At 68.8% G+C, this 18,191-nt stretch carries 17 protein-coding genes and 1 pseudogene; 9 read left to right on the forward strand and 9 right to left on the reverse strand.

The features are described 5' to 3' along the window. Positions 1 to 161 precede the first annotated feature (161 nt). A complete protein-coding gene (locus tag ACLARN_RS06525; protein ID WP_409490388.1) occupies positions 162 to 971 on the reverse strand; it encodes an SGNH/GDSL hydrolase family protein in 810 nt (269 codons plus the stop codon). A gap of 151 nt (positions 972 to 1,122) precedes the next feature. Here ACLARN_RS06525 and ACLARN_RS06530 point away from each other — a divergent pair, with 151 nt between their 5' ends. Beyond that, the gene (locus ACLARN_RS06530; protein ID WP_409490389.1) at positions 1,123 to 1,713 is read left to right on the forward strand and encodes a TetR/AcrR family transcriptional regulator; all 591 of its coding nucleotides are present in this window, start codon (positions 1,123 to 1,125) and stop codon (positions 1,711 to 1,713) included. A gap of 57 nt (positions 1,714 to 1,770) precedes the next feature. Next, positions 1,771 to 2,268, forward strand: a complete 498-nt coding sequence (locus ACLARN_RS06535; protein ID WP_409490390.1) for a hypothetical protein — start codon at positions 1,771 to 1,773, stop codon at positions 2,266 to 2,268. Between the two features lie 106 nt (positions 2,269 to 2,374). Here ACLARN_RS06535 and ACLARN_RS06540 read toward each other — a convergent pair whose 3' ends face one another. The 3 genes and pseudogenes from ACLARN_RS06540 to ACLARN_RS06550 form a co-directional block, all read right to left on the reverse strand. After that, entirely contained in the window at positions 2,375 to 3,496 is a 1,122-nt protein-coding gene (locus ACLARN_RS06540) for a homoserine O-acetyltransferase (RefSeq protein ID WP_409490391.1), read from the reverse strand. Next, positions 3,493 to 4,793 (reverse strand): annotated as a pseudogene (locus tag ACLARN_RS06545) (bifunctional o-acetylhomoserine/o-acetylserine sulfhydrylase). Before ACLARN_RS06545 ends, ACLARN_RS06540 begins: the two are co-directional and overlap by 4 nt. Before the next feature lie 79 nt (positions 4,794 to 4,872). Then, positions 4,873 to 5,271, reverse strand: coding sequence for a glyoxalase superfamily protein (locus ACLARN_RS06550; RefSeq protein ID WP_409490392.1), 399 nt, complete (start codon positions 5,269 to 5,271; stop codon positions 4,873 to 4,875). 57 nt (positions 5,272 to 5,328) lie between these two features. On the opposite strand from ACLARN_RS06550, the gene ACLARN_RS06555 reads away from it, so the two are divergent. From ACLARN_RS06555 to ACLARN_RS06565, 3 genes are read left to right on the forward strand one after another with little or no spacing between them, the layout of a single operon-like run. Beyond that, positions 5,329 to 5,688, forward strand: coding sequence for a PadR family transcriptional regulator (locus tag ACLARN_RS06555; RefSeq protein WP_409490393.1), 360 nt, complete (start codon positions 5,329 to 5,331; stop codon positions 5,686 to 5,688). Next, entirely contained in the window at positions 5,685 to 6,122 is a 438-nt protein-coding gene (locus ACLARN_RS06560) for a VOC family protein (RefSeq protein ID WP_409490394.1), read from the forward strand. Before ACLARN_RS06555 ends, ACLARN_RS06560 begins: the two co-directional genes overlap by 4 nt. 36 nt (positions 6,123 to 6,158) lie before the next feature. Further along, entirely contained in the window at positions 6,159 to 7,712 is a 1,554-nt protein-coding gene (locus ACLARN_RS06565) for a PucR family transcriptional regulator (protein ID WP_409490395.1), read from the forward strand. A 128-nt stretch (positions 7,713 to 7,840) separates the two neighbouring features. On the opposite strand, the gene ACLARN_RS06570 is transcribed toward ACLARN_RS06565, so the two are convergent. The 4 genes from ACLARN_RS06570 to ACLARN_RS06585 all read right to left on the reverse strand — a co-directional run bounded on the left by ACLARN_RS06570 (position 7,841) and on the right by ACLARN_RS06585 (position 9,547). Further along, positions 7,841 to 8,068: a hypothetical protein gene (locus ACLARN_RS06570; protein ID WP_007033850.1), complete on the reverse strand. Its 228-nt coding sequence runs from the start codon at positions 8,066 to 8,068 to the stop codon at positions 7,841 to 7,843. A gap of 117 nt (positions 8,069 to 8,185) precedes the next feature. After that, complete coding sequence (locus ACLARN_RS06575) at positions 8,186 to 8,437, reverse strand: hypothetical protein (RefSeq protein ID WP_409490396.1); 252 nt, start codon at positions 8,435 to 8,437, stop codon at positions 8,186 to 8,188. Next, entirely contained in the window at positions 8,418 to 8,606 is a 189-nt protein-coding gene (locus ACLARN_RS06580) for a hypothetical protein (RefSeq protein ID WP_409490397.1), read from the reverse strand. Before ACLARN_RS06580 ends, ACLARN_RS06575 begins: the two co-directional genes overlap by 20 nt. Continuing rightward, complete coding sequence (locus ACLARN_RS06585; protein WP_409490398.1) at positions 8,606 to 9,547, reverse strand: zinc-binding dehydrogenase; 942 nt, start codon at positions 9,545 to 9,547, stop codon at positions 8,606 to 8,608. Before ACLARN_RS06585 ends, ACLARN_RS06580 begins: the two co-directional genes overlap by 1 nt. A 164-nt stretch (positions 9,548 to 9,711) precedes the next feature. On the opposite strand from ACLARN_RS06585, the gene ald reads away from it, so the two are divergent. From ald to ACLARN_RS06605, 4 genes are all read left to right on the forward strand, one after another. Further along, positions 9,712 to 10,827, forward strand: coding sequence for an alanine dehydrogenase (gene ald / locus ACLARN_RS06590; RefSeq protein ID WP_409490399.1), 1,116 nt, complete (start codon positions 9,712 to 9,714; stop codon positions 10,825 to 10,827). A gap of 838 nt (positions 10,828 to 11,665) precedes the next feature. Beyond that, the gene (locus ACLARN_RS06595) at positions 11,666 to 12,856 is read left to right on the forward strand and encodes an ABC transporter ATP-binding protein (RefSeq protein ID WP_409490400.1); all 1,191 of its coding nucleotides are present in this window, start codon (positions 11,666 to 11,668) and stop codon (positions 12,854 to 12,856) included. Continuing rightward, positions 12,856 to 13,740 carry an ABC transporter permease gene (locus tag ACLARN_RS06600; RefSeq protein WP_409490401.1) on the forward strand — a complete coding sequence of 295 codons (885 nt, stop codon included), beginning with the start codon at positions 12,856 to 12,858 and terminating at the stop codon, positions 13,738 to 13,740. Before ACLARN_RS06595 ends, ACLARN_RS06600 begins: the two co-directional genes overlap by 1 nt. A 261-nt stretch (positions 13,741 to 14,001) precedes the next feature. Continuing rightward, positions 14,002 to 17,724 carry an ABC transporter ATP-binding protein gene (locus tag ACLARN_RS06605; protein WP_409490402.1) on the forward strand — a complete coding sequence of 1,241 codons (3,723 nt, stop codon included), beginning with the start codon at positions 14,002 to 14,004 and terminating at the stop codon, positions 17,722 to 17,724. A 173-nt stretch (positions 17,725 to 17,897) separates the two neighbouring features. Here the strand turns inward: ACLARN_RS06605 and ACLARN_RS06610 are convergent, their stop codons facing one another. Continuing rightward, positions 17,898 to 18,164, reverse strand: a complete 267-nt coding sequence (locus tag ACLARN_RS06610; protein WP_409490403.1) for a hypothetical protein — start codon at positions 18,162 to 18,164, stop codon at positions 17,898 to 17,900. Positions 18,165 to 18,191: the final 27 nt, after the last annotated feature.

Here is an 18,191-nt window from a genome sequence, read left to right on the forward strand (position 1 = left end):
GCCCAGCAACTCAACGGCCGGCCACGCAAAACGCTCGGCTGGAACAAACCAGCCGAGCGCCTGCGTGATCTACTGGCAGCCACATAAGCCATCAGGTGTTGCGAGGACCCCGAGAATTCGCCCGGCTCAACCGAGGGAAGGGGGCCTTAACGCGCAAAACGTCAGCCGATGGCGGAGACCAGCGGGGCGTAGTAGCCGCCGCGCTGGCCGGTGGCCGTCGGGTGGTACGAGTTCACGATCGGCCAGGTGAGGCTGTGCAAGTAGTCGTTGGCCGACGAGCAGATGTTGTGCCCGGTGAAGGCACTCCGCACGTCCACGAACTTCGCACCGTGGGCGGAAGCCCGCGCCGAGAGCACCGCGGCCAGCGTGTCGGAGCCCGAGTTGATCGCGGACCGCTTGGTGTCGGACAGGCCGACCGAGCACGAACCCGGCACCGTGTAGAAGCGCGGGTACCCGAGGACGACCAGCTTCGCACCCGGCGCCTTCGACTTGATCTTGCTGTAGACGTTGTTCAACAGCCCGGGCAGCGTGTTGTTGGCGTAGGTCTTCGCGGTGTTGACCCGGTTGATGCACGTCTGGTCGCTGCCGGTGGTGCAGGTGGTCATGACGTCGGCGAACCCGGCGTCGTTGCCGCCGACCGACACCGTCACCAGCGTGGTGCTGGAGGTGACGTTCGCGATCTGGTTGAGGACGTCGCCGGTGCGCGCCCCCGAGCACGCGACGAACTTGAAGGTGGTCCCGGCGTGGGCGTTGGCCCACAGCTGGGGGTAGGCGTTGGCGCTGCGCATGCAGTCGCCCGAGTTCCCGTAACTGCCGGCACCGACGCCGGACGAGTACGAGTCACCGAGCGCCACATAGTTGGTCGCCGCTTGAGCGGTGCCGGCGAGACCGAAAGTGGTAAGGACAGCGACCCCCAGGGCCGCGACTGAACGAGTGAAGGAAAACGCTTTGATCCGAGCAGGGACGGCCATGGTCACTCCTTCGTGACAAGTTAACGAGACACAGCATTACCAGGTGGTAGCTCCACGCAAAAGGGTCATTTCCCCAGGTAACCCGCTTGGCCCAGGCTGGAAGTACGGCCGCGTGTTAGCGCTCGCTAACACGCGGCCTTAATATGGCCAGATGCCGGCGAACCCCACCCCACTCGTGAACGGCGAGAAGGCGAACAGGCGCGAACAGATCATGGCCGCCGCCGCCGAACTCTTCGCCCACCACGGTTTCCACGGCGTCGGCATCGATGACATCGGCGCGGCGGTCGGCATCTCCGGTCCGGCGCTGTACCGGCATTTCCGCAGCAAGGACGCCATTCTCGGCGAGATGCTGAACTCGATCAGCCGCTACCTCCTCGACGGCGGGACGGCGAGGGCGAGCCAGCGGGACGAGCCGGGTGAGGTTCTCGAAGCACTGGTGGATTTTCATGTGGACTTCGCTCTCGCGCATCCCGCGCTGATCACAGTCCAGGAGCGCAACCTCGCCAACCTCACCGACAGTGACCGCAAGCAGGTCCGGGCCATGCAGCGGCAGTACGTCGAGGTCTGGGTGCGCGCGATCAGTGACGCCGTCCCCGGGATCGGCGAGCGGCAGGCGCGGTCGGCGGCGCACGCGGTCTTCGGGTTGATCAACTCGACGCCGTACAACCGCCATCTCGGTGACAGCGAACTCGCCGAAATGCTCTGCCGCCTCGCGCTGGGTGCACTACGCGCCGCGAAGTGACCACGTCCGGGTTTCGGCCTATCCCCACTTTTCCGTCCTCTGGTGTTTGATAGGCACGTGGAGCCGGACAGGAGCGAGTACGAGCGGAGGCTCGTCGAAAAGGCGCAGCGTGCGCTCGTGGCGATCAGCCTCGGGGACGACGCCGAGGCGCTCGACGAGCTCACGCCGACCGCCGCCGAGCCGCAGGCCCGCTCCGAAGAGACCAAAGAACTCGTGATGATGCTCTTCGGCGAATGCAGCGCCATGGTGTCGACTTTGGGTGACGGCGGCAGCGCGCCGGTCAAGGTCCAGGTGTTCGACGAGGACGGAGAAGAGGTCTCCATCGACCAGGCGGATCCGCCCGTGCGGACAGCCGTGCGCACACTGCTGGCCGAAGTGCACGGCAACAGCGAGGCCGCGCAGGAACAGGTCGAGATCGCCCTCGCCAACGCCGCGCCGGACGAGGTCGACAGCCTGGTGCTGCAGGCCCTGCGCTGGACGATCCGGCTGTCGGCGGAATGCCTCGACCGGGACCTGCCGGTGGCGCCCTGGATCTCGGACGCCGTCGCCGACTAGGCGAGGATGGCTCCGCCGGGCAAAGGCCGGGTGTCGTGAAAGCCACTTTCGCGACACCTGATGTCCCGAAAGTGGCTTTCGCGACACGCCCGCCAGGCACGCGGCCTCAGCCGAGCAGCAGCCGGACCAGTTTCGCGATCTGCTCGGTCTCGATCAGGAACGAGTCGTGCCCGTACGGCGAGTTGATGACGGCGAATTCCGCGCCCGTGACGGCGTCCGCGATCGCCTGCGACTGGTACAGCGGGTAGAGCCGGTCACTGTCCACTCCGGCGGCGACCGTGCGGGCGGTGATCCGGCCCAGCGCGTTCGCGACGCCGCCCCGGCCGCGGCCGACGTCGTGGGTGTTCATCGATTCGGTGAGCACCACGTAGCTGCCGGCGTCGAACCGGCGGGACAGCTTCCCGGCGTGATGGTCCAAATAGGACTCGATGGCGAACCGGCCGCCGCTCAACGGGTCCTCGCCGTCCTGATACCGGCGGCCGAACCGTTGCGACAGTTCACCTTCGCTGCGATAGGTGACGTACGCGATCCGGCGCGCGATGCCGAGACCGGCGTGGGGACCACCGCCGGGGATGTCGTGGTAGTCACCGCCGTGCCAGCCCGGATCGGACCGGATGGCGTGCAGTTGCGGTGCGGCCCAGGCGATCTGGTCGGCCGACGCCTGCGCCGTCGAGACGAGGACGAGCAGCGCCGCGACCCTGTCCGGCTCGCTCACCGCCCATTCCAGCGCGCGCATCCCGCCCATGGAACCACCGAGCACCGCGGCCCAGCGGTCGATGCCCAGCGCGTCGGCGAGCGTGACCTCGGCGGCCACCTGATCCCTTACGGTGACAGCGGGAAACCTGCTGCCCCAAGGACTTCCGCCCGGATGCGGAGACGACGGACCGGTCGATCCCTGGCAGCCGCCGAGTACGTTCGGGACCACGACGAAGAACGCGTCCGTGTCGATCGCCTTGCCGGGGCCGATCAGGCCGTCCCACCAGCCAGGGCTGACGTGGCCCTCCTCGGCCGGGCCGACGGCGTGACTGTCACCGGTCAGCGCGTGCTCGACGAGAACAGCGTTGGAGGCACTGGAATTCAGCGCCCCCCAAGTCTCGTAAGCGATCCTGAAAGGCAACTCCTGCCCGGTTTCGAGCACTTGGACGCCGGTGACGAACCGGCGCCGCCCCAGCGGATCTCCCTCCCGCCACACACCGATGACAGGAGGGAGATCGTGAGCCTGGGTCACAGAGTCGCCTTGGCCGCCCGGAATCCCGCCTCGAGGTCGGCCTTGAGATCCTCGATCCCTTCCAGCCCGACGGCGAGCCGCACGAGCCCCGGCGTGACACCGCTGGAAACCTGCTCCTCTGGCGAAAGCTGGCTGTGCGTCGTCGAAGCGGGGTGCACGATCAGGCTGCGCACGTCGCCGATGTTGACCAGCTGGCTGTGCAGTTCCGTACCGTCCACAAAGGCCCGTCCGGCGTCGACACCGCCACGCAGGTCGAACGAAAGAACCGCGCCCGCACCCTTCGGCAGGTACTTCTTCGCGGCCTCGTAGTACGGGCTCGACGGCAGCCCGGCGTAGTACACCTTCTCGACCTCGTCGCGCTGTTCCAGCCATTCGGCCAGCGCCTGCGCGTTGGATACGTGCCGCTCCAGACGCAGCGACAGTGTCTCGATCCCTTGCAGGATCAGGAAACTGTTCAGCGGCGCGATGGCGGCACCGGTGTCGCGCAGGATCTGGACGCGGGCCTTGGCGGCGTACGCGCCCGGGCCGAGGGCCTCCCAGTACTTGAGACCGTTGTAGCTCGGGTCCGCCTCATTGAACCCGGGGAAGCGCGCCGGGTCCTTGCCGAAGTCGAAGGTGCCGCCGTCGACCAGCACACCGGCGACCGTGGTGCCGTGGCCGCCGAGGTACTTGGTCGCGGAATGGACCACGATGTCGGCGCCGTACTCGATCGGGCGAACGAGATACGGGGTCGGCACGGTGTTGTCCACGACCAGCGGGACACCGGACTCGTGCGCGGCGTCGGCGACCGCGCGGATGTCGAGGACGTTGCTGCCCGGGTTGGCCAGCGTCTCGGCGAAGAACAGTTTGGTGTTGGGCGGACCGCGGCCTTCCACTGCTCGATGTCGTCCTGGTCATCGACGAACGAGACCTCGATGCCCAGCTTCGGCAGCGTGTAGTGGAAAAGGTTGTAAGTGCCGCCGTAGAGCGACGGGCTGGAGACGAAGTGGTCGCCCGCGTTGGCCAGGTTGAGGATGGCCGCCGTCGTGGCCGCGGTCCCGGAGGCGAACGCCAGCGCCGCGACGCCGCCTTCGAGCGCGGCGAGACGCTGCTCCAGCACGTCCTGCGTGGGGTTGTTGATCCGCGTGTAGATGTTGCCGGGCTCGGCGAGGCTGAACAGGTCGGCGCCGTGCTGGCTGTCACGGAACACGTACGAGGTGGTCTGGTAGATCGGGGTGGCCCGCGCGCCGGTGGCGGTGTCCGGCGCCGCACCCGCGTGGATCTGCTTGGTCTCGAACGACCATCCGTCCGCGCTCATCGCGATTCTCCTAGCGGTTCAAGGGTTTCGGCCTGTTGCCACCGAAGCTAGCTCCGCCGAACGGGGCACCCAACCGCTCTCAGGAGGTGGGATTCCTTTCCTGAAGGGCGAACCTGTTGCCCTCGGAGTCGACGAACATCGCCCACCAGCCCCACGGCTGCTTCTCCGGACGGGCCGGGAACTCGACACCCTTCGCCGAGAGCTCCTCGTACGTCTTTTCGATGTCGTCGGCGTAGAAGAAGAAGTTGGCCGTCGGGATCTCGTCACGTACCTCGAAGCGTTTGAGGTCCTCCGGCGAAGTACTCAGGACGAGTGCCGTCTCGCCGTCGGCGGTGGTGACCTCGACCCACCGATTCCCCTTGTCGTCATAGGGCGCGTCGGTGGTGACCTCGAATCCGACGACCTCCGACCAGAACCGCTTCGCCCGTTCCTGGTCCCGCACTCCGACGACGATCTTGTTGACTCCCTGAATCGCCACTTCCGGCTCCTTTGTATCCATCATGGATATAACTAATCCGGAGCGTATGCTTTCCGGATGGCCGACGGCAACCCCCAGCTCACCCCCGCGGCGTTCCAGACCCTGCTGGCGCTCGCGAACGGCGACGGCGGCCGCGCGCACGGATACGCGATCATGGGTTTCGTCGACGAGATGAGCGGCGGCGCCGACCGGCTCGGTCCGGGCACGCTGTACCGGACGCTGGCCAGGCTCGCCGCCGACGGCCTGGTCGAGGAGGCTCCCGACGCGAGCGAAGACCAACCGCACGACTCGCGCCGCCGCTACTACCGGCTGACCCGCGCCGGCCGGGACGTCGCCGCGCGCGAGGCGGAGTTCCTGAGCAGGCTGGTCGCCGTGGCCGGTCAGGCGGGGCTGCTGAAGCGGGCGGAGTCGGCGTGAGCCGGGCTCTCGGGCTCGTCCCGCATCTGTTCGTCAAGGACGTGAGCACGTCGCTTTCCTTCTACGGCAAGGCGTTCGGGGCCGTGGAACTGTTCCGCAACGTGCTGCCGAACGGTGTCGTGCTGTTCGTGGAACTCGCCGTCGGCGACGCGCGGCTGCTGGTGAGCCAGGAGATCCCGCAGCTGGACGCGCTCGCGCCCGCGACCCTCGGCGGCACGCCGATGCTGCTGACCCTGGAGACCGAGGACCCCGACGACCTCGTGCGGCGGGCGGTGTTCGCGGGCGCGCGGGTGGAGGCGCCGGTCGAGGAGATGTTCTTCGGCGAGCGGTACGGCCGAATCGTCGATCCCGACGGGCACCGGTGGGCGCTGACGACCAAACGGGAGCGGTTCACGCCCGAAGACATCGATGCCAGGACGCCACCCGAGGTCTGACGTGTGCCGGGCTCCCACCTGCTGGACAATCGCACCATGGTTTCCGTGCGCAGCGTCGTCGACCGGGTGGGTCCGACGCTGCTGCACGCCCTCCAAGTGCCCGAAGAGTCCCCGGCCGTCGGCGACGTCGTCATCGCCGAACCCGGCACCACCCTCGCCGCGGGCGACCTCGTGCTCGGCGTCGCCATCACCGAGACGTCGGACGCCGCGGAACTGGTCAAGGCCGGCGCGTCGAAAGGCGCGGCCGCCATCCTGCTGAAGCCGCCGCTCGCGGCCAAACCGTCGGTGAAGCGGGCGGCGAAGTCGGCGGACATCGCGTTGATCGAAGTGCGTTCGGCGACGTCGTGGGCCCAGCTCGTCTGGCTGCTCAGGACCGTCCTCGACGCGCTCGCCGACGAGTCCGACGCACTGGAGGACGGCGGCGGGCCCGGTTCCGGCGATCTTTTCCGGCTCGCCGACGCGGTCGCTTCGGTCGTCGACGCGCCCGTCACCATCGAGGACACCAACTCGCGGGTGCTCGCCTACTCGGCCCGGCAGGACCTGACCGACTCGGCGCGCGTGTCCACGATCATGGGCCGTCGCATCCCTGACGACGTGCTCGCGCGGTTCCGTTCTCGAGGTGTGTTCCGCGAGCTTTCCCGTGGGCGGCAAACGATCTTCGTGCCCGCGCAGCGCGACGGCACCCTGCCCCGGCTCATCGTGCCGATCCGGATGGGCGGCGAACTGCTCGGTTCGATGTGGGCGGTCGTCGCGGGCCCGGTCTCCGACGAACGCGCGGCCGCGTTCGCCGACGCGGCGCCCGTCGTCGCGCTGCACCTGCTGCGCCGCCGCGCGCACACCGACTCCCAGCGCCGCGTCTCGGCTGAACTCCTGCGTGCCGTGCTCGAAGGGAAGGCCAGCCCGCGCAAGGCGATCGCGGAACTCGACCTGTCGGAGGAGCCGCACCGCGTCGTCGTCATCGAGGTCTCCGGCGGTGACGGCCGTGACGACGAAGGGCTGCGGCTCGCCCTCCTCGAACGGATCTCCCAAGGCGTCGGCAGACGGCCGGTGGCCACCGAACTCGGCGGCGTGCTCTACGCCGTCGTCCCGGACGGCGACGGCTGGGACGAACTCCGGGCCGCGCTCGAAGCCCTGCCGACGCCGAGGCGGGGCGGAACCCCGCGGGCGGCCGCGGGTTCGGCCTGCGAAATCGGGGAACTCGCGACGTCACGGGCCCAGGCCGACGAAGCGCTGGGCCTGCTGCGCGCCAAGCTCGTCCCCGGTCGTGTCGTGGTGTTCGACGAGGCGTGGACCGCCCTTTCACTGCATCGCGGAGCCACTGCCGCGAGTACCGCGAAGGTGGCCGAACTCGGCCCGCTCGGTCTGCTGCACGCGCACGACGAAGCCCACGAGAGCGGCTACGTCGACACGCTCTACCAATGGCTGCGGCATCCCGGCGACCCGCGCGCCGCCGCGAAGGAACTCCGGATCCATCCCAACACCCTGCGGTACCGCATGCGGCGGCTGCTCGATCTCGTCCCGCTGGATCTCGATGATCCGGATGTCCGGCTGGCGTTGATCACGCAACTCGTTTCCCTGCGGTGGAGCTGACCCGGGATTCCACTTCATTCTGTTCAATAACGAACACCTTGTCGTGCGACAAAACCGCGCGCAGACGTCATGAAAGGGTCTTTCAAGACGTTTTCTGTCAGGAAAGACCCTTTCACTACATCCAGCGGCTAGTGCGCGCTGGCGCGATATCCGTCCTCAATGGTCTGCCGTACCGCGGCGAGCAGATCGGCGCCGGGGTAAAGCGGCAGAAGCACACCGGGGCCACCGTCGACCCGCAGCGCGGCTTCGTAACCATGCCCCGGAGTTTCGACAAGGCCGACGATGACATCGGCCGGATTGCCCTCGGTGTCGACGGTGCGGACACGCCGCTCCCGCCGCCAGTCCTGATTTGTCATGCGCAACAGAATGGCAGCTTACCGGCCAGTAAGATCAACATCTTGACTCGATCGTGCTGCATTTACCGATTCGCAGGTTGCACGGCCGCGCCCACCCCCAGCGAACGCGGCCGTGCGTCATACCCGATAACCGAGGTCTTCGGCGACGAAGCGCTTCGGCACCATCCGGACCCAGACGGTCCCTTTCACCTCGGGATCATCGTGCAGGTAGGAACGAAATCGCGCATCCCAATTGATCTCTTCCGGCCCGAGATACCTGCTCAGCAGCCGCCGTCCACGGGGGACGTCGAACGGGAGTACCTCCGCCTCGCCTCGCGCGAGCACCTGTCTCACCAGGCCGGTGCCGACGTCACAGACGTCGACGGTCACCGCGATCGACGGCGATTCGCGGACGAGACCGGCCAGCCTCGCCCACGGTCCGGTGAGGATCGGAGAAGGCCTGCTTCTCCCAGAGGTACCAGGTCGGGCGCACGGTCGGCCCGGCAGCGGCGACCCTGGCCGTGAGCGGTCCGGCGAGGAACTCGTCGACGTCGAACATCAGACCTCGAGCAGCGTCTTGCCGATCGCGCCACGCGACTGCATGACCGCGTGCGCGTCCGCCGCGCGTTCGAGGGGGAATCGTTGGCCGACCACGGGTGTCAGCCGTCCGGCGGCGGCTTCGGCGAGCGCGGACTCGGTGAACGCCCGCATCTCCGCCTGCCCGCCGAGGTTCTGGATCACCGTGACCCCGCGCGCGGCGGCGTCCTCTTCGGACACCTCTGTCCACGAGCCACTCGACAGCCCGTAGATCAGCATCCGGCCGCCCGGCTTCAGCAGCCCGAACGACGTCGTCCCGATCTCGCCGCCGACCCCGTCGAAGACGACGTCGACCTCGCCCGCCTTCGCCGCCCAATCCGGTTCGCGGTAGTCGACCGCCAGATCGGCGCCGTGCTCCCGGACGTGTTCGACCTTCTCCGGGCCGCCCGCCGCGCCGACGACCTCCGCGCCCGCGGCCTTGGCGAGCTGGACGACCAGGCCACCGACACCGCCCGCCGCGGCCTCGACCAGCACCCGCTCTCCCGGCTGAAGGCGCGCGGCGGTCACCAGCGCCGTCGCCGTGCGGCCGTCGGCGAGGATCGCGACCGCGGCGTCGAGGGCCAGCGCGTCCGGCACCTCGAAGACGGCGTCGGCGGTGACCGCGACCCGCTGCGCGTACGCCCCGGATCCGCCGGTGGAGGTCACGACCCGCTTCCCGACCAGGCCGAGGTCGACTCCTTCACCGACCGCGCTGATCACGCCGCCGACGCCGTTGCCGGGGATCATCGGCAGTTCGGCGCGGAACGGCCCGCCGCCGCCGGCTCGGAACTGGGTCTCGACGAACGTGATGTTGGCGAACGCCACCTCGATCAGGGCCTGCCCGGCGGCGGGCACCGGATCGGGGGCGTCGCCCGCGACGAGCACTTCGGGCCCGCCGAACTCTTTCAACCACACGGCTCTCATGTGACCCAAGGTGCAAGCTCCAGCTGACTGGAGGTCAAGCGATTGTGCTGGAAGGACCATGTTCGCCTCTCGATCTTGTCGTGAGCGCACGATGACACCGCCGTCCGGGTGGCTCACCGTGAGTGGCAGCACCTTTGTCGTAGACCCGCCGCAGGAGGCACTCCGTGCGTATCGCCGTCCCCCGTGAAATCAAGAGGCACGAATACCGGGTGGCACTCACCCCGGCGGGCGTGCACGAACTGACCGGGCGCGGCCACGACGTGTTCGTCGAAACCGGCGCCGGCCTCGGCTCGTCCATCACCGACGAGGAGTACCTCGCCGCGGGTGCGAAGATCCTCGCGACGGCGGACGAGACCTGGTCCGAGGGCGAACTCGTGCTCAAGGTCAAGGAGCCGATCGCCGAGGAGTACCCGCGGCTGCGCGCCGACCAGGTGCTGTTCACCTACCTGCACATCGCCGCGGACCGCCCGCTGACCGACGCGCTGTTGGCCGCGGGCACCACCGCGATCGCGTACGAGACGGTGCAGACCCCGAACCGCGCGCTGCCGCTGCTCGCGCCGATGTCCGAGGTCGCGGGCAGGCTGGCGCCGCAGGTGGGCGCGTACTCCCTGATGAAGCCGAGCGGTGGCCGCGGTGTGCTGCCCGGTGGCATCCCCGGTGTCCACCCGGCGCGCGTGGTCGTGATCGGTGGCGGTGTCGCCGGTCTCAACGCCGCGCGGGTCGCGCTCGGCCTCGGCTCGGACGTCGAGATCCTCGACACCAACGTCGACCGCCTCCGCCAGATCGACAACGACTTCGGCGGCCGCATCCGCACGGTGACTTCGAACGCGCTGTCGGTCGAGCAGTCCGTGCTGGAGGCCGACATGGTCATCGGCGCGGTGCTCGTGCCCGGCGCGAAGGCGCCGAAGCTGGTCTCTAACGACCTCGTTTCGCGGATGCGCCCGGGCAGCGTGCTGGTGGACATCGCGATCGACCAGGGCGGCTGCTTCGCCGACTCGCGCCCGACCACGCACGACGAGCCGACCTACAAGGTCCACGAGTCGGTGTTCTACTGCGTCGCGAACATGCCGGGCGCTGTCCCGCGTACGTCGACCTACGGCCTGACCAACGTGACGCTGCCGTACGCCGTCCAGCTCGCGGAGCTCGGCTGGCAGAAGGCGCTGCAAGCGGACGCTTCGCTCGCGAAGGGCCTCAACACGCACGCCGGTGCCCTCACGAACGCCCCCGTCGCGGCCGCGCACGGCCTGCCCGCCACGGACCTGGCCGACGTCCTGGCCTGACCCCCAAGCCACACTCCCACGCGAGGGACCTTTGCCACCCCAGTGCAAAGGTCCCTCGCTCCTTTCGCGGCTTCGACTGGTCGCGGGTCCGGTCCGTGAAGGCCTCCTTCCCCACTCTGAAGGTAGGGAAGGAGGACTTCACGGACTTCAAGCGAGTCTCCTCACCAGCCACAACGACAGCGCGCGAAGGTCCCCTTCCCTCGGCTCAGCCGAGGAAACTCGGCCCTCACACCCCACTCCCCAGTACATGGAGGCCCCCTTCACTGCGCTAGACGCAATGAAGGGGACCTTCACGGACTTCAAGCGACCAGGGCGCCGGTACGAGCAGGGCGGCGCGTTGGTCATGTCCACGCCGGGCCGCCAGGCCCGCGTAGGACCCCCACCCGCCAACCGCCGCTTCACGCACCGTGGGGGCTCCGGGGGCTCGGCCGCCGGGTGATACGACGAAGCCCCACCTTCGGGAAGACGCGCCAGCGTCGACCGAAGTGGGGCACAGGGGCTGAGGGCGGCCCGCTCGACCAGCCTGGGGGTCACTGGGAGCGGGCCGCCTCCTACATCGTAGGTAATAAGTCGCCGTCGCGCTGCATGGGGTTGCCATGTCTTCGGAATTATTTCTTCACAGACCTCCTTCGCAGTCGGTGATTTTCCGCGCTCTACGTCGCGTATCCGGTAGTCAGCGGCCATTCGGCCCAGCGGCGACTGCGCTGGGGGATGGAACCGTCACCGCACTGAACGTGACGAAGGTCGCTTTCGGTGGATTGACCCCTTCCGCGGGTGCGGGCTCACCCGGTGAGGCAGGATGTCGCGTGATCGGCCTTCGTCAACAAAAGGGGACGGTATGCACGACGGCAGTGGCCGCATCGCGGTGCAAAATCTGAGCAAGCAGTTCGGTGCGGTCAACGCGGTCCAGAATCTGAGTTTCACGGTGGAGCCGGGTTCGGTGACCGGGTTCCTCGGGCCCAACGGTGCGGGGAAGACCACGACGCTCCGGATGCTGCTCGGCCTGGTGACGCCCACGAACGGCACGGCGACCATCAACGGGCGCCCGCACGACCAGCTGGGCAATCCGGCGCGGGTCGTCGGTTCGGTGCTGGAGAACGAGGGCTTCCATCCGGGACGTACGGCGCGGAATCACCTGCGCGTGTACTCGGCGGCGATCGGGATGCCGGATCAGCGGGTGGGCGAGGTCCTCGGCCTGGTCGGCCTTTCGTCGGCGGCGGACCGCAAGGCGGGCGGGTTCTCGCTCGGTATGCGGCAGCGGCTGGCGCTGGCGACGGCGTTGCTGGGTGATCCGCAGGTGCTGGTGCTGGACGAGCCGACGAACGGTCTCGACCCCGAAGGCATCCTGTGGCTTCGGAACTTCCTGCGCGCGTACGCGCGTGAGGGGCGCACGGTGCTGGTCTCGAGCCACCTCCTGAACGAGGTGGAGCAGACGATCGACCAGGTCATCATCATCAGCCAGGGCATGACGCGCTACAACGGCTCGCTCGACCAGTTGCGCAAGAGCAACCAGTCGCGGGTGCTGGTGCAGTCCGCCGACGCGAACGGCCTCGTCACCGCGTTGCAGGAGGCGGGCATCACGCAGGTCTCGCCGATGCCGGACGGCCGGGTCGCGGTTTCCGGTGCGACGGTGCAGCAGATCGGTGACGTCTCGGCGAAGTCGGGCATCGCGGTCTACGGCATGCAGGAGGAGACCGCGGATCTGGAGCGGATGTTCTTCCAGCTGACCCAGGGCCAGTACGCGGCGCCGCAGCCCGGTTTCCAGCAGGGTCCGCCGCCCGGCTACCAGGGCCCGCCCCCGGGTTATCAGGGCCCGCCGCCCGGCTATCAGGGTCCGCCGCCCGGTTATGCGCCGCAGAACACGCCGCCGCCCGGGTTCGCGCCGCCGAACACCCCGGCTCCCGGGTTCGCGCCGCCGCAGCAGCAGTTCCAGCAGCAGGCGCCGCAGCAACAGCAGTACCAGCAGGCGCCGCCTCAGCAGCAGGCGCAGCAGCAGGGCCAGAACGAGGGCTGGGGAGGCCAGGGCTGATGGGCAACCTGATCAAGGCGGAGTTCCGCAAGACGCTCACGCTCAAGGCGTGGTGGGCGCTGATGATCCCCGCGGTGGTCTTCGCTTTCGCGTTCGCCCTGTTCTGGGGCATGATCACCAACGACTTCAGCGACTTCCTCGGCCGTTCGGACACCCGTGAGCTGACCGAAGCGCTCGGCATCTCGACCGGTGAGCTGCCCGTCGGCCTGCTCGCCCTCGGGCACGGCATCAACATCGGCACGATGATCCCGATCATCTTCGGTGTCTTCGCGCTGGCGGGCGAGTACACGAAGAAGACGATCACCACGACGTTCCTCACCGCCCCGAACCGGGTTTCGGCGCTGAGCGCGAAGATGATCACCTACATCGCGTGGGGCGCCATCTACGGCGTGATCATCGTGGGCGCGGCGAGCCTCGGCACCGTGATCACGGTCGACAGCGCGCGCCTGCCGACGGCGGGCCAGTGGCTGGGCGTGCTCGGCGCGGGCGTGCTCGCGACGATCCTGGCGACCCTGTTCGGCATCGGTGTCGGCGCGGTCTGGCGCAGCGTGGTCGGCAGCATCATCACGCTGACCATCTGGATGCTCGTCGTCGAGAACGTCCTGGTGTTCGTCATGTTCGGTGCGGCGGACATCACCTGGCTTGGCGGTGTCCTGCCGAACGGCACGGTCAACGGCATCGTGGGCGCCATCGGCGCGGAGGCGTTCGGCGCCGCCGGTGTGAAGGTGCCGGCGCTGGAAGACGAGACGGCGTGGGCGCTGCAGTACGCGGCCGGTGCCCCCGGCGCCTTCTCGTGGTGGGCCTCCGCGCTCATCTTCTTCGGCTGGACGATGATCTTCTTCCTCGCCGGCTGGGCCGTGAACCAGAAGAAGGACATTACTTGATCTTTATCGCGCGCTGTATTTCTATCGCGCGCTGACGTAAACGTGCCGAAGGGGCGCCGACCCGCTTCAACCTCAGGTTGGGCGAGGAGGCGCCCCTTCATCACGTTTCCGTGGGCCTTCGGCCCAAAAGAGGGCGCGCGACGGGTGAAGTCTCCGTCGGGCGCAGAGCGCCCTTTGGGAGACCGTTCGGTGGCGCCGACGTGGGTCACTTCTCTGCGCGAACCGGCCGGGGTTGTCGGTGGTGCCGCATAGGCTGGCGGGGTGACTACTGCTCCACCTCGTCCGCGTCAAGCCAGTCCGGCACGTGAGACCACCCCCGCACCCACCGGAGGCTGGATCCGCCGTCTGGCCGCTTCGTGCTGGAAACACCCCTGGCTGGTCGTGCTGTCGCTGGGCGCGGCGATCATCGGCGTCGGACTCCAGGCCGCCGGCCCCCTTTTGATCCGCGAGGCGCTCGACGGCGCCGTCGCCGGCGACACCTCCCGTCTCGGCGTGCTCGCCGCCGTGATGGCGGTACTCCAGGTACTGACCTTCGGGAACGCGTTCGCCCGCCGGTACGTCGGCGGGCGGCTGGCCCTCGACGTCCAGCACGACCTGCGCAGGCAGGTGTTCAACGCGGTCTCCCGGCTCGACGGCGGCAAGCAGGACGCGCTGCGCACCGGGCAGGTCGCCTCGCGCGCGATCTCGGATCTCCAGCTGGTCACGTCGGTCCTGATGCAGGTGCCGCTTTCGGCGGGCTCGGTGATCTTCGCGCTGCTGTCCCTCGGCGCGATGCTGTGGATGTCGCCGACGCTGACCCTGATCGCGATGGTCGTCGCCCCGGCGATCGCGATCATCATGGCCGTGAGCCGGAAGCGGCTCTTCCCCGCGACATGGGCGGCCCAGCAGCGCGCGGCCGACGTCGCGCAGCAGGTCGAGGAGACCGTCACCGGCGTACGCGTCGTGAAGGGCTTCGGCCAGGAGGCGCGCGAAGTCGCGAAGCTGGAGAAGACAGCGAAGAAGCTCTTCGCCGAACGCATGCGCGCGGCCCGCTTGTCCTCGTTGCCCACGGCCACGACGGCGGCGCTGCCCGCGGCCGGTCAGGTCGCGGTGCTGGCGGTCGGCGGTGTGCTCGCGTTGAAGGGCGAAGTCAGCCTGGGCACCTTCCTGGCCTTCGCCACCTATCTGTCCATCCTGATCGGCCCGGCCAGGATGATCTCGAGCCTCGTCGTGCAGGCCCAGCTGACCCGCGCGGGCGCGGAACGGGTCAACGAGCTGATCGACGCGCAGCCGGACGTCGTCGACAGCCCGGACGCGCGGCCGCTGCCCGAAGGCCCGCTCGGTGTCCGGCTGGAGGACGTCTCCTTCGGCTACACGCGGTCGGATCCGGTCCTCGACGGGCTCACCCTCGAAGCCAGGCCAGGGGAAACACTCGCCCTGGTCGGCACCGCCGGCTCCGGTAAGTCGACGATCTCCTTGCTGCTGCCCCGGTTCTACGACGTCCACAGTGGTTCGGTCCAGGTCGGCGACCTCGACGTCCGCGACGTCCGGCAGCACGACCTGCGCAGCACGATCGGCGTCGTCTTCGAGGAAGCGTTCCTGTTCTCCTCGTCGGTGCGCGACAACATCGCCTACGGCAGGCCGGACGCGAGCGACGAGGAGATCCGCGCGGCAGCGAGAGCGGCCGAAGCGGACGAGTTCATCCAGCGCCTTCCCGACGGCTACGACACGCTCGTCGGCGAACGCGGCCTCACGTTGTCAGGCGGCCAGCGGCAGCGGCTCGGCCTGGCCAGGGCGCTGATGACCGACCCGCGCGTGCTCGTCCTCGACGACGCGACGTCCGCCATCGACACGGTCACCGAGGCGGCGATCCACGACACGCTGCGCTCGGTCACCGCGAGCCGGACGACCCTGCTGATCGCGCATCGCCGCTCCACCCTCGCCCTCGCCGACCGGATCGCCGTGCTGGACAAGGGCCGCGTCGTCGACGTCGGCACCGAAGAGGAACTGCTGGCGCGCTGCCCGCTGTTCCGCGAACTCGTCGCGGGACCGGGTGACGACGTCGAGGAACCGCACCGCTGCGAAGGCCTCGACTGCGGCCCCGCGGGAATCACCCCCGCCCTGTGGCCGGAGCAGGACAAGGCCGACGAGCTGGCGAGTGAGCGCAAGGGCTCCGGCGGCGAATGGGACGTCGACCTGCCGCCGACCGGCGAACTTCTGGAAGGCGTCCGGAAGCTGCCGCCCGCCACGGACACGCCGAAGCTCCCTGGCACGGACATCACCGCGGCCGAACCGAAGTTCCGCCTCGGCCGCCTGCTGAAACCCGTGCGTCGCCCGCTCGCCGTGGTGATCGGCCTGGTCGCGGCGGACGCGCTGGCCACCATCGCGATGCCCGCGCTGTACCAGTACGGCATCGACAGCGGCGTGCGCACCGGGCTGGAAGCGGTGATCTGGCTGGCCGCCGGGATCGGCGCGCTGGTGATCGTCGTGGACTGGCTCGCGATCTACCTCCAGACCAAGATGACGGCGCGGGTCGGCGAAACGGTGCTGTATTCGCTGCGCGTACGCAGTTACGCGCATCTGCAACGACTCGGGCTCGACTTCTACGAACGCGAACTGTCCGGGAAGATCATGACCCGGATGACGACCGACGTCGACGCTCTCTCGACGTTCCTGCAAACCGGTGTCGCACAGGCCGTGGTCAGCGCGCTGACACTGGTCGGGATCGCGGCGGCGCTGATGATCACCGACATCGGGCTGGCGGCGTACGCGCTCGCGGTACTGCCGATCCTCGTCGTGGCGACGGTGATCTTCCGCCGCGCCTCGTCCAAGGCGTACACCGAGGCGCGGGAACGCGTCAGCGTCGTCAACGCGGACATGCAGGAGAACGTGAACGGGCTGCGGGTCGCGCAGGCGTACACGCGCGAAGAGCGGACGGCGGAGAAGTTCGCTTCCCGCAGCGACGAGTACCGGCGTTCGCGCTTGCGCGCGCAACGTCTCGTCGCCACGTACTTCCCTTTCGCGGCAATGCTTTCCGGACTGGCCGAGGTGGTCGTGCTGATCGTCGGCGCGAACCGGGTCGCGGCGGGCACGCTGTCGGCGGGGGTACTGGTGGCGTTCCTGCTGTACCTGGGTCAGTTCTTCTCGCCGATCCAGCAACTGTCTTCGGTTTTCGACGGTTACCAGCAGGCGCGGGTCGGCCTGGTCCGCATCGGCGAGCTGTTGCGCACGCCGAGTTCCGTTCCCGAGGCGGAGAAACCGGTCGCGGTCCCGGAGCGGCTGCGAGGCGAGGTCTCGTTCAAGGATGTCGATTTCGCTTACACCTCAACGGACGAGCCCGCCTTGACGCAGCTTTTGCTGGAAGTCCCGGCCGGGGAGACCGTCGCTTTGGTCGGCGCGACGGGCGCCGGGAAGTCGACAGCGGTGAAGCTCGTCGCGCGCTTCTACGACGCGACAGGCGGCGTGGTCCGGATCGACGGAACCGACATCCGCGAGTACGACCTGGCCGCGCTGCGCGCGCGAATGGGTGTGGTGCCACAGGAAGCGCATCTGTTCTCGGGAACCGTCGCGGACAATGTGCGCTACGGCAGGCCTTCCGCGACCGACGCGGAGGTCGAGGAGGCTGTCCGGTCCGTCGGCGCGCTCGACGGTGTCGCCGCGCTCCCCGCCGGTTTCCACCAGCCCGTCGGCGAACGCGGACGTTCACTTTCGGCGGGACAACGGCAACTCGTCGCCCTGGCCCGCGCCGAACTCGTGGACCCGGACGTCCTCCTGCTCGACGAGGCGACCGCGGCCCTCGACCCGTCCACCGAAGCCGCCGTCCTGCGCGCGACCGAACAACTCGCGCGCCGCCGCACGACCTTCGTGGTCGCGCACCGCCTCGCCACCGCCGCCAAAGCGGACCGGATCGTGGTACTGGACCACGGCCGGATCATCGAGCAAGGCACGCACGCGGAACTCCTGTCCGCGAACGGCCACTACGCACGCCTGTGGTCCCTGGGCTAGCCACCGCGACTAGCCGACTACTTGCGGACCGCCGCACCCCGATGTCCCCAATGCGACATTGGCGACGCTGAGCGTCTCAAATGCGACATTGGGAACCTCCCGCCCCGGCGGACACGAGAATGTCGGTCACAGGTCACCATGTCGACAAATCGATCGGAGCGTCCGTACCCCGCTTAGGAGCGCCACGAGAGGCCGCTCATCCCGGCGACCTCCAGGTCCCGGGCCGACGCCCACCGGAAGGTCCCGGGCCGGACGTGCACCCCGGCCGCCACGGCCCAGTCCGGCTCGTCGGGCTCGACGTGCTCCATCTCCTTGAAGTCGGAGAGCGTCGGCCAGACCGCGGCGCACGAGTCGCACCTCAGGACGACCTTGCCGGACTCGGTGACCACCGGGCGCACACGCCCCTCGTCCCAGAACGACGGACACTCGTCCAGCCACATCGTCTGCCACCGCCTCGCGGGTGATCG

The sequence above is a fragment of the Amycolatopsis sp. cmx-11-12 genome, assembly GCF_046269425.1.
Classification (GTDB): Bacteria; Actinomycetota; Actinomycetes; order Mycobacteriales; family Pseudonocardiaceae; genus Amycolatopsis.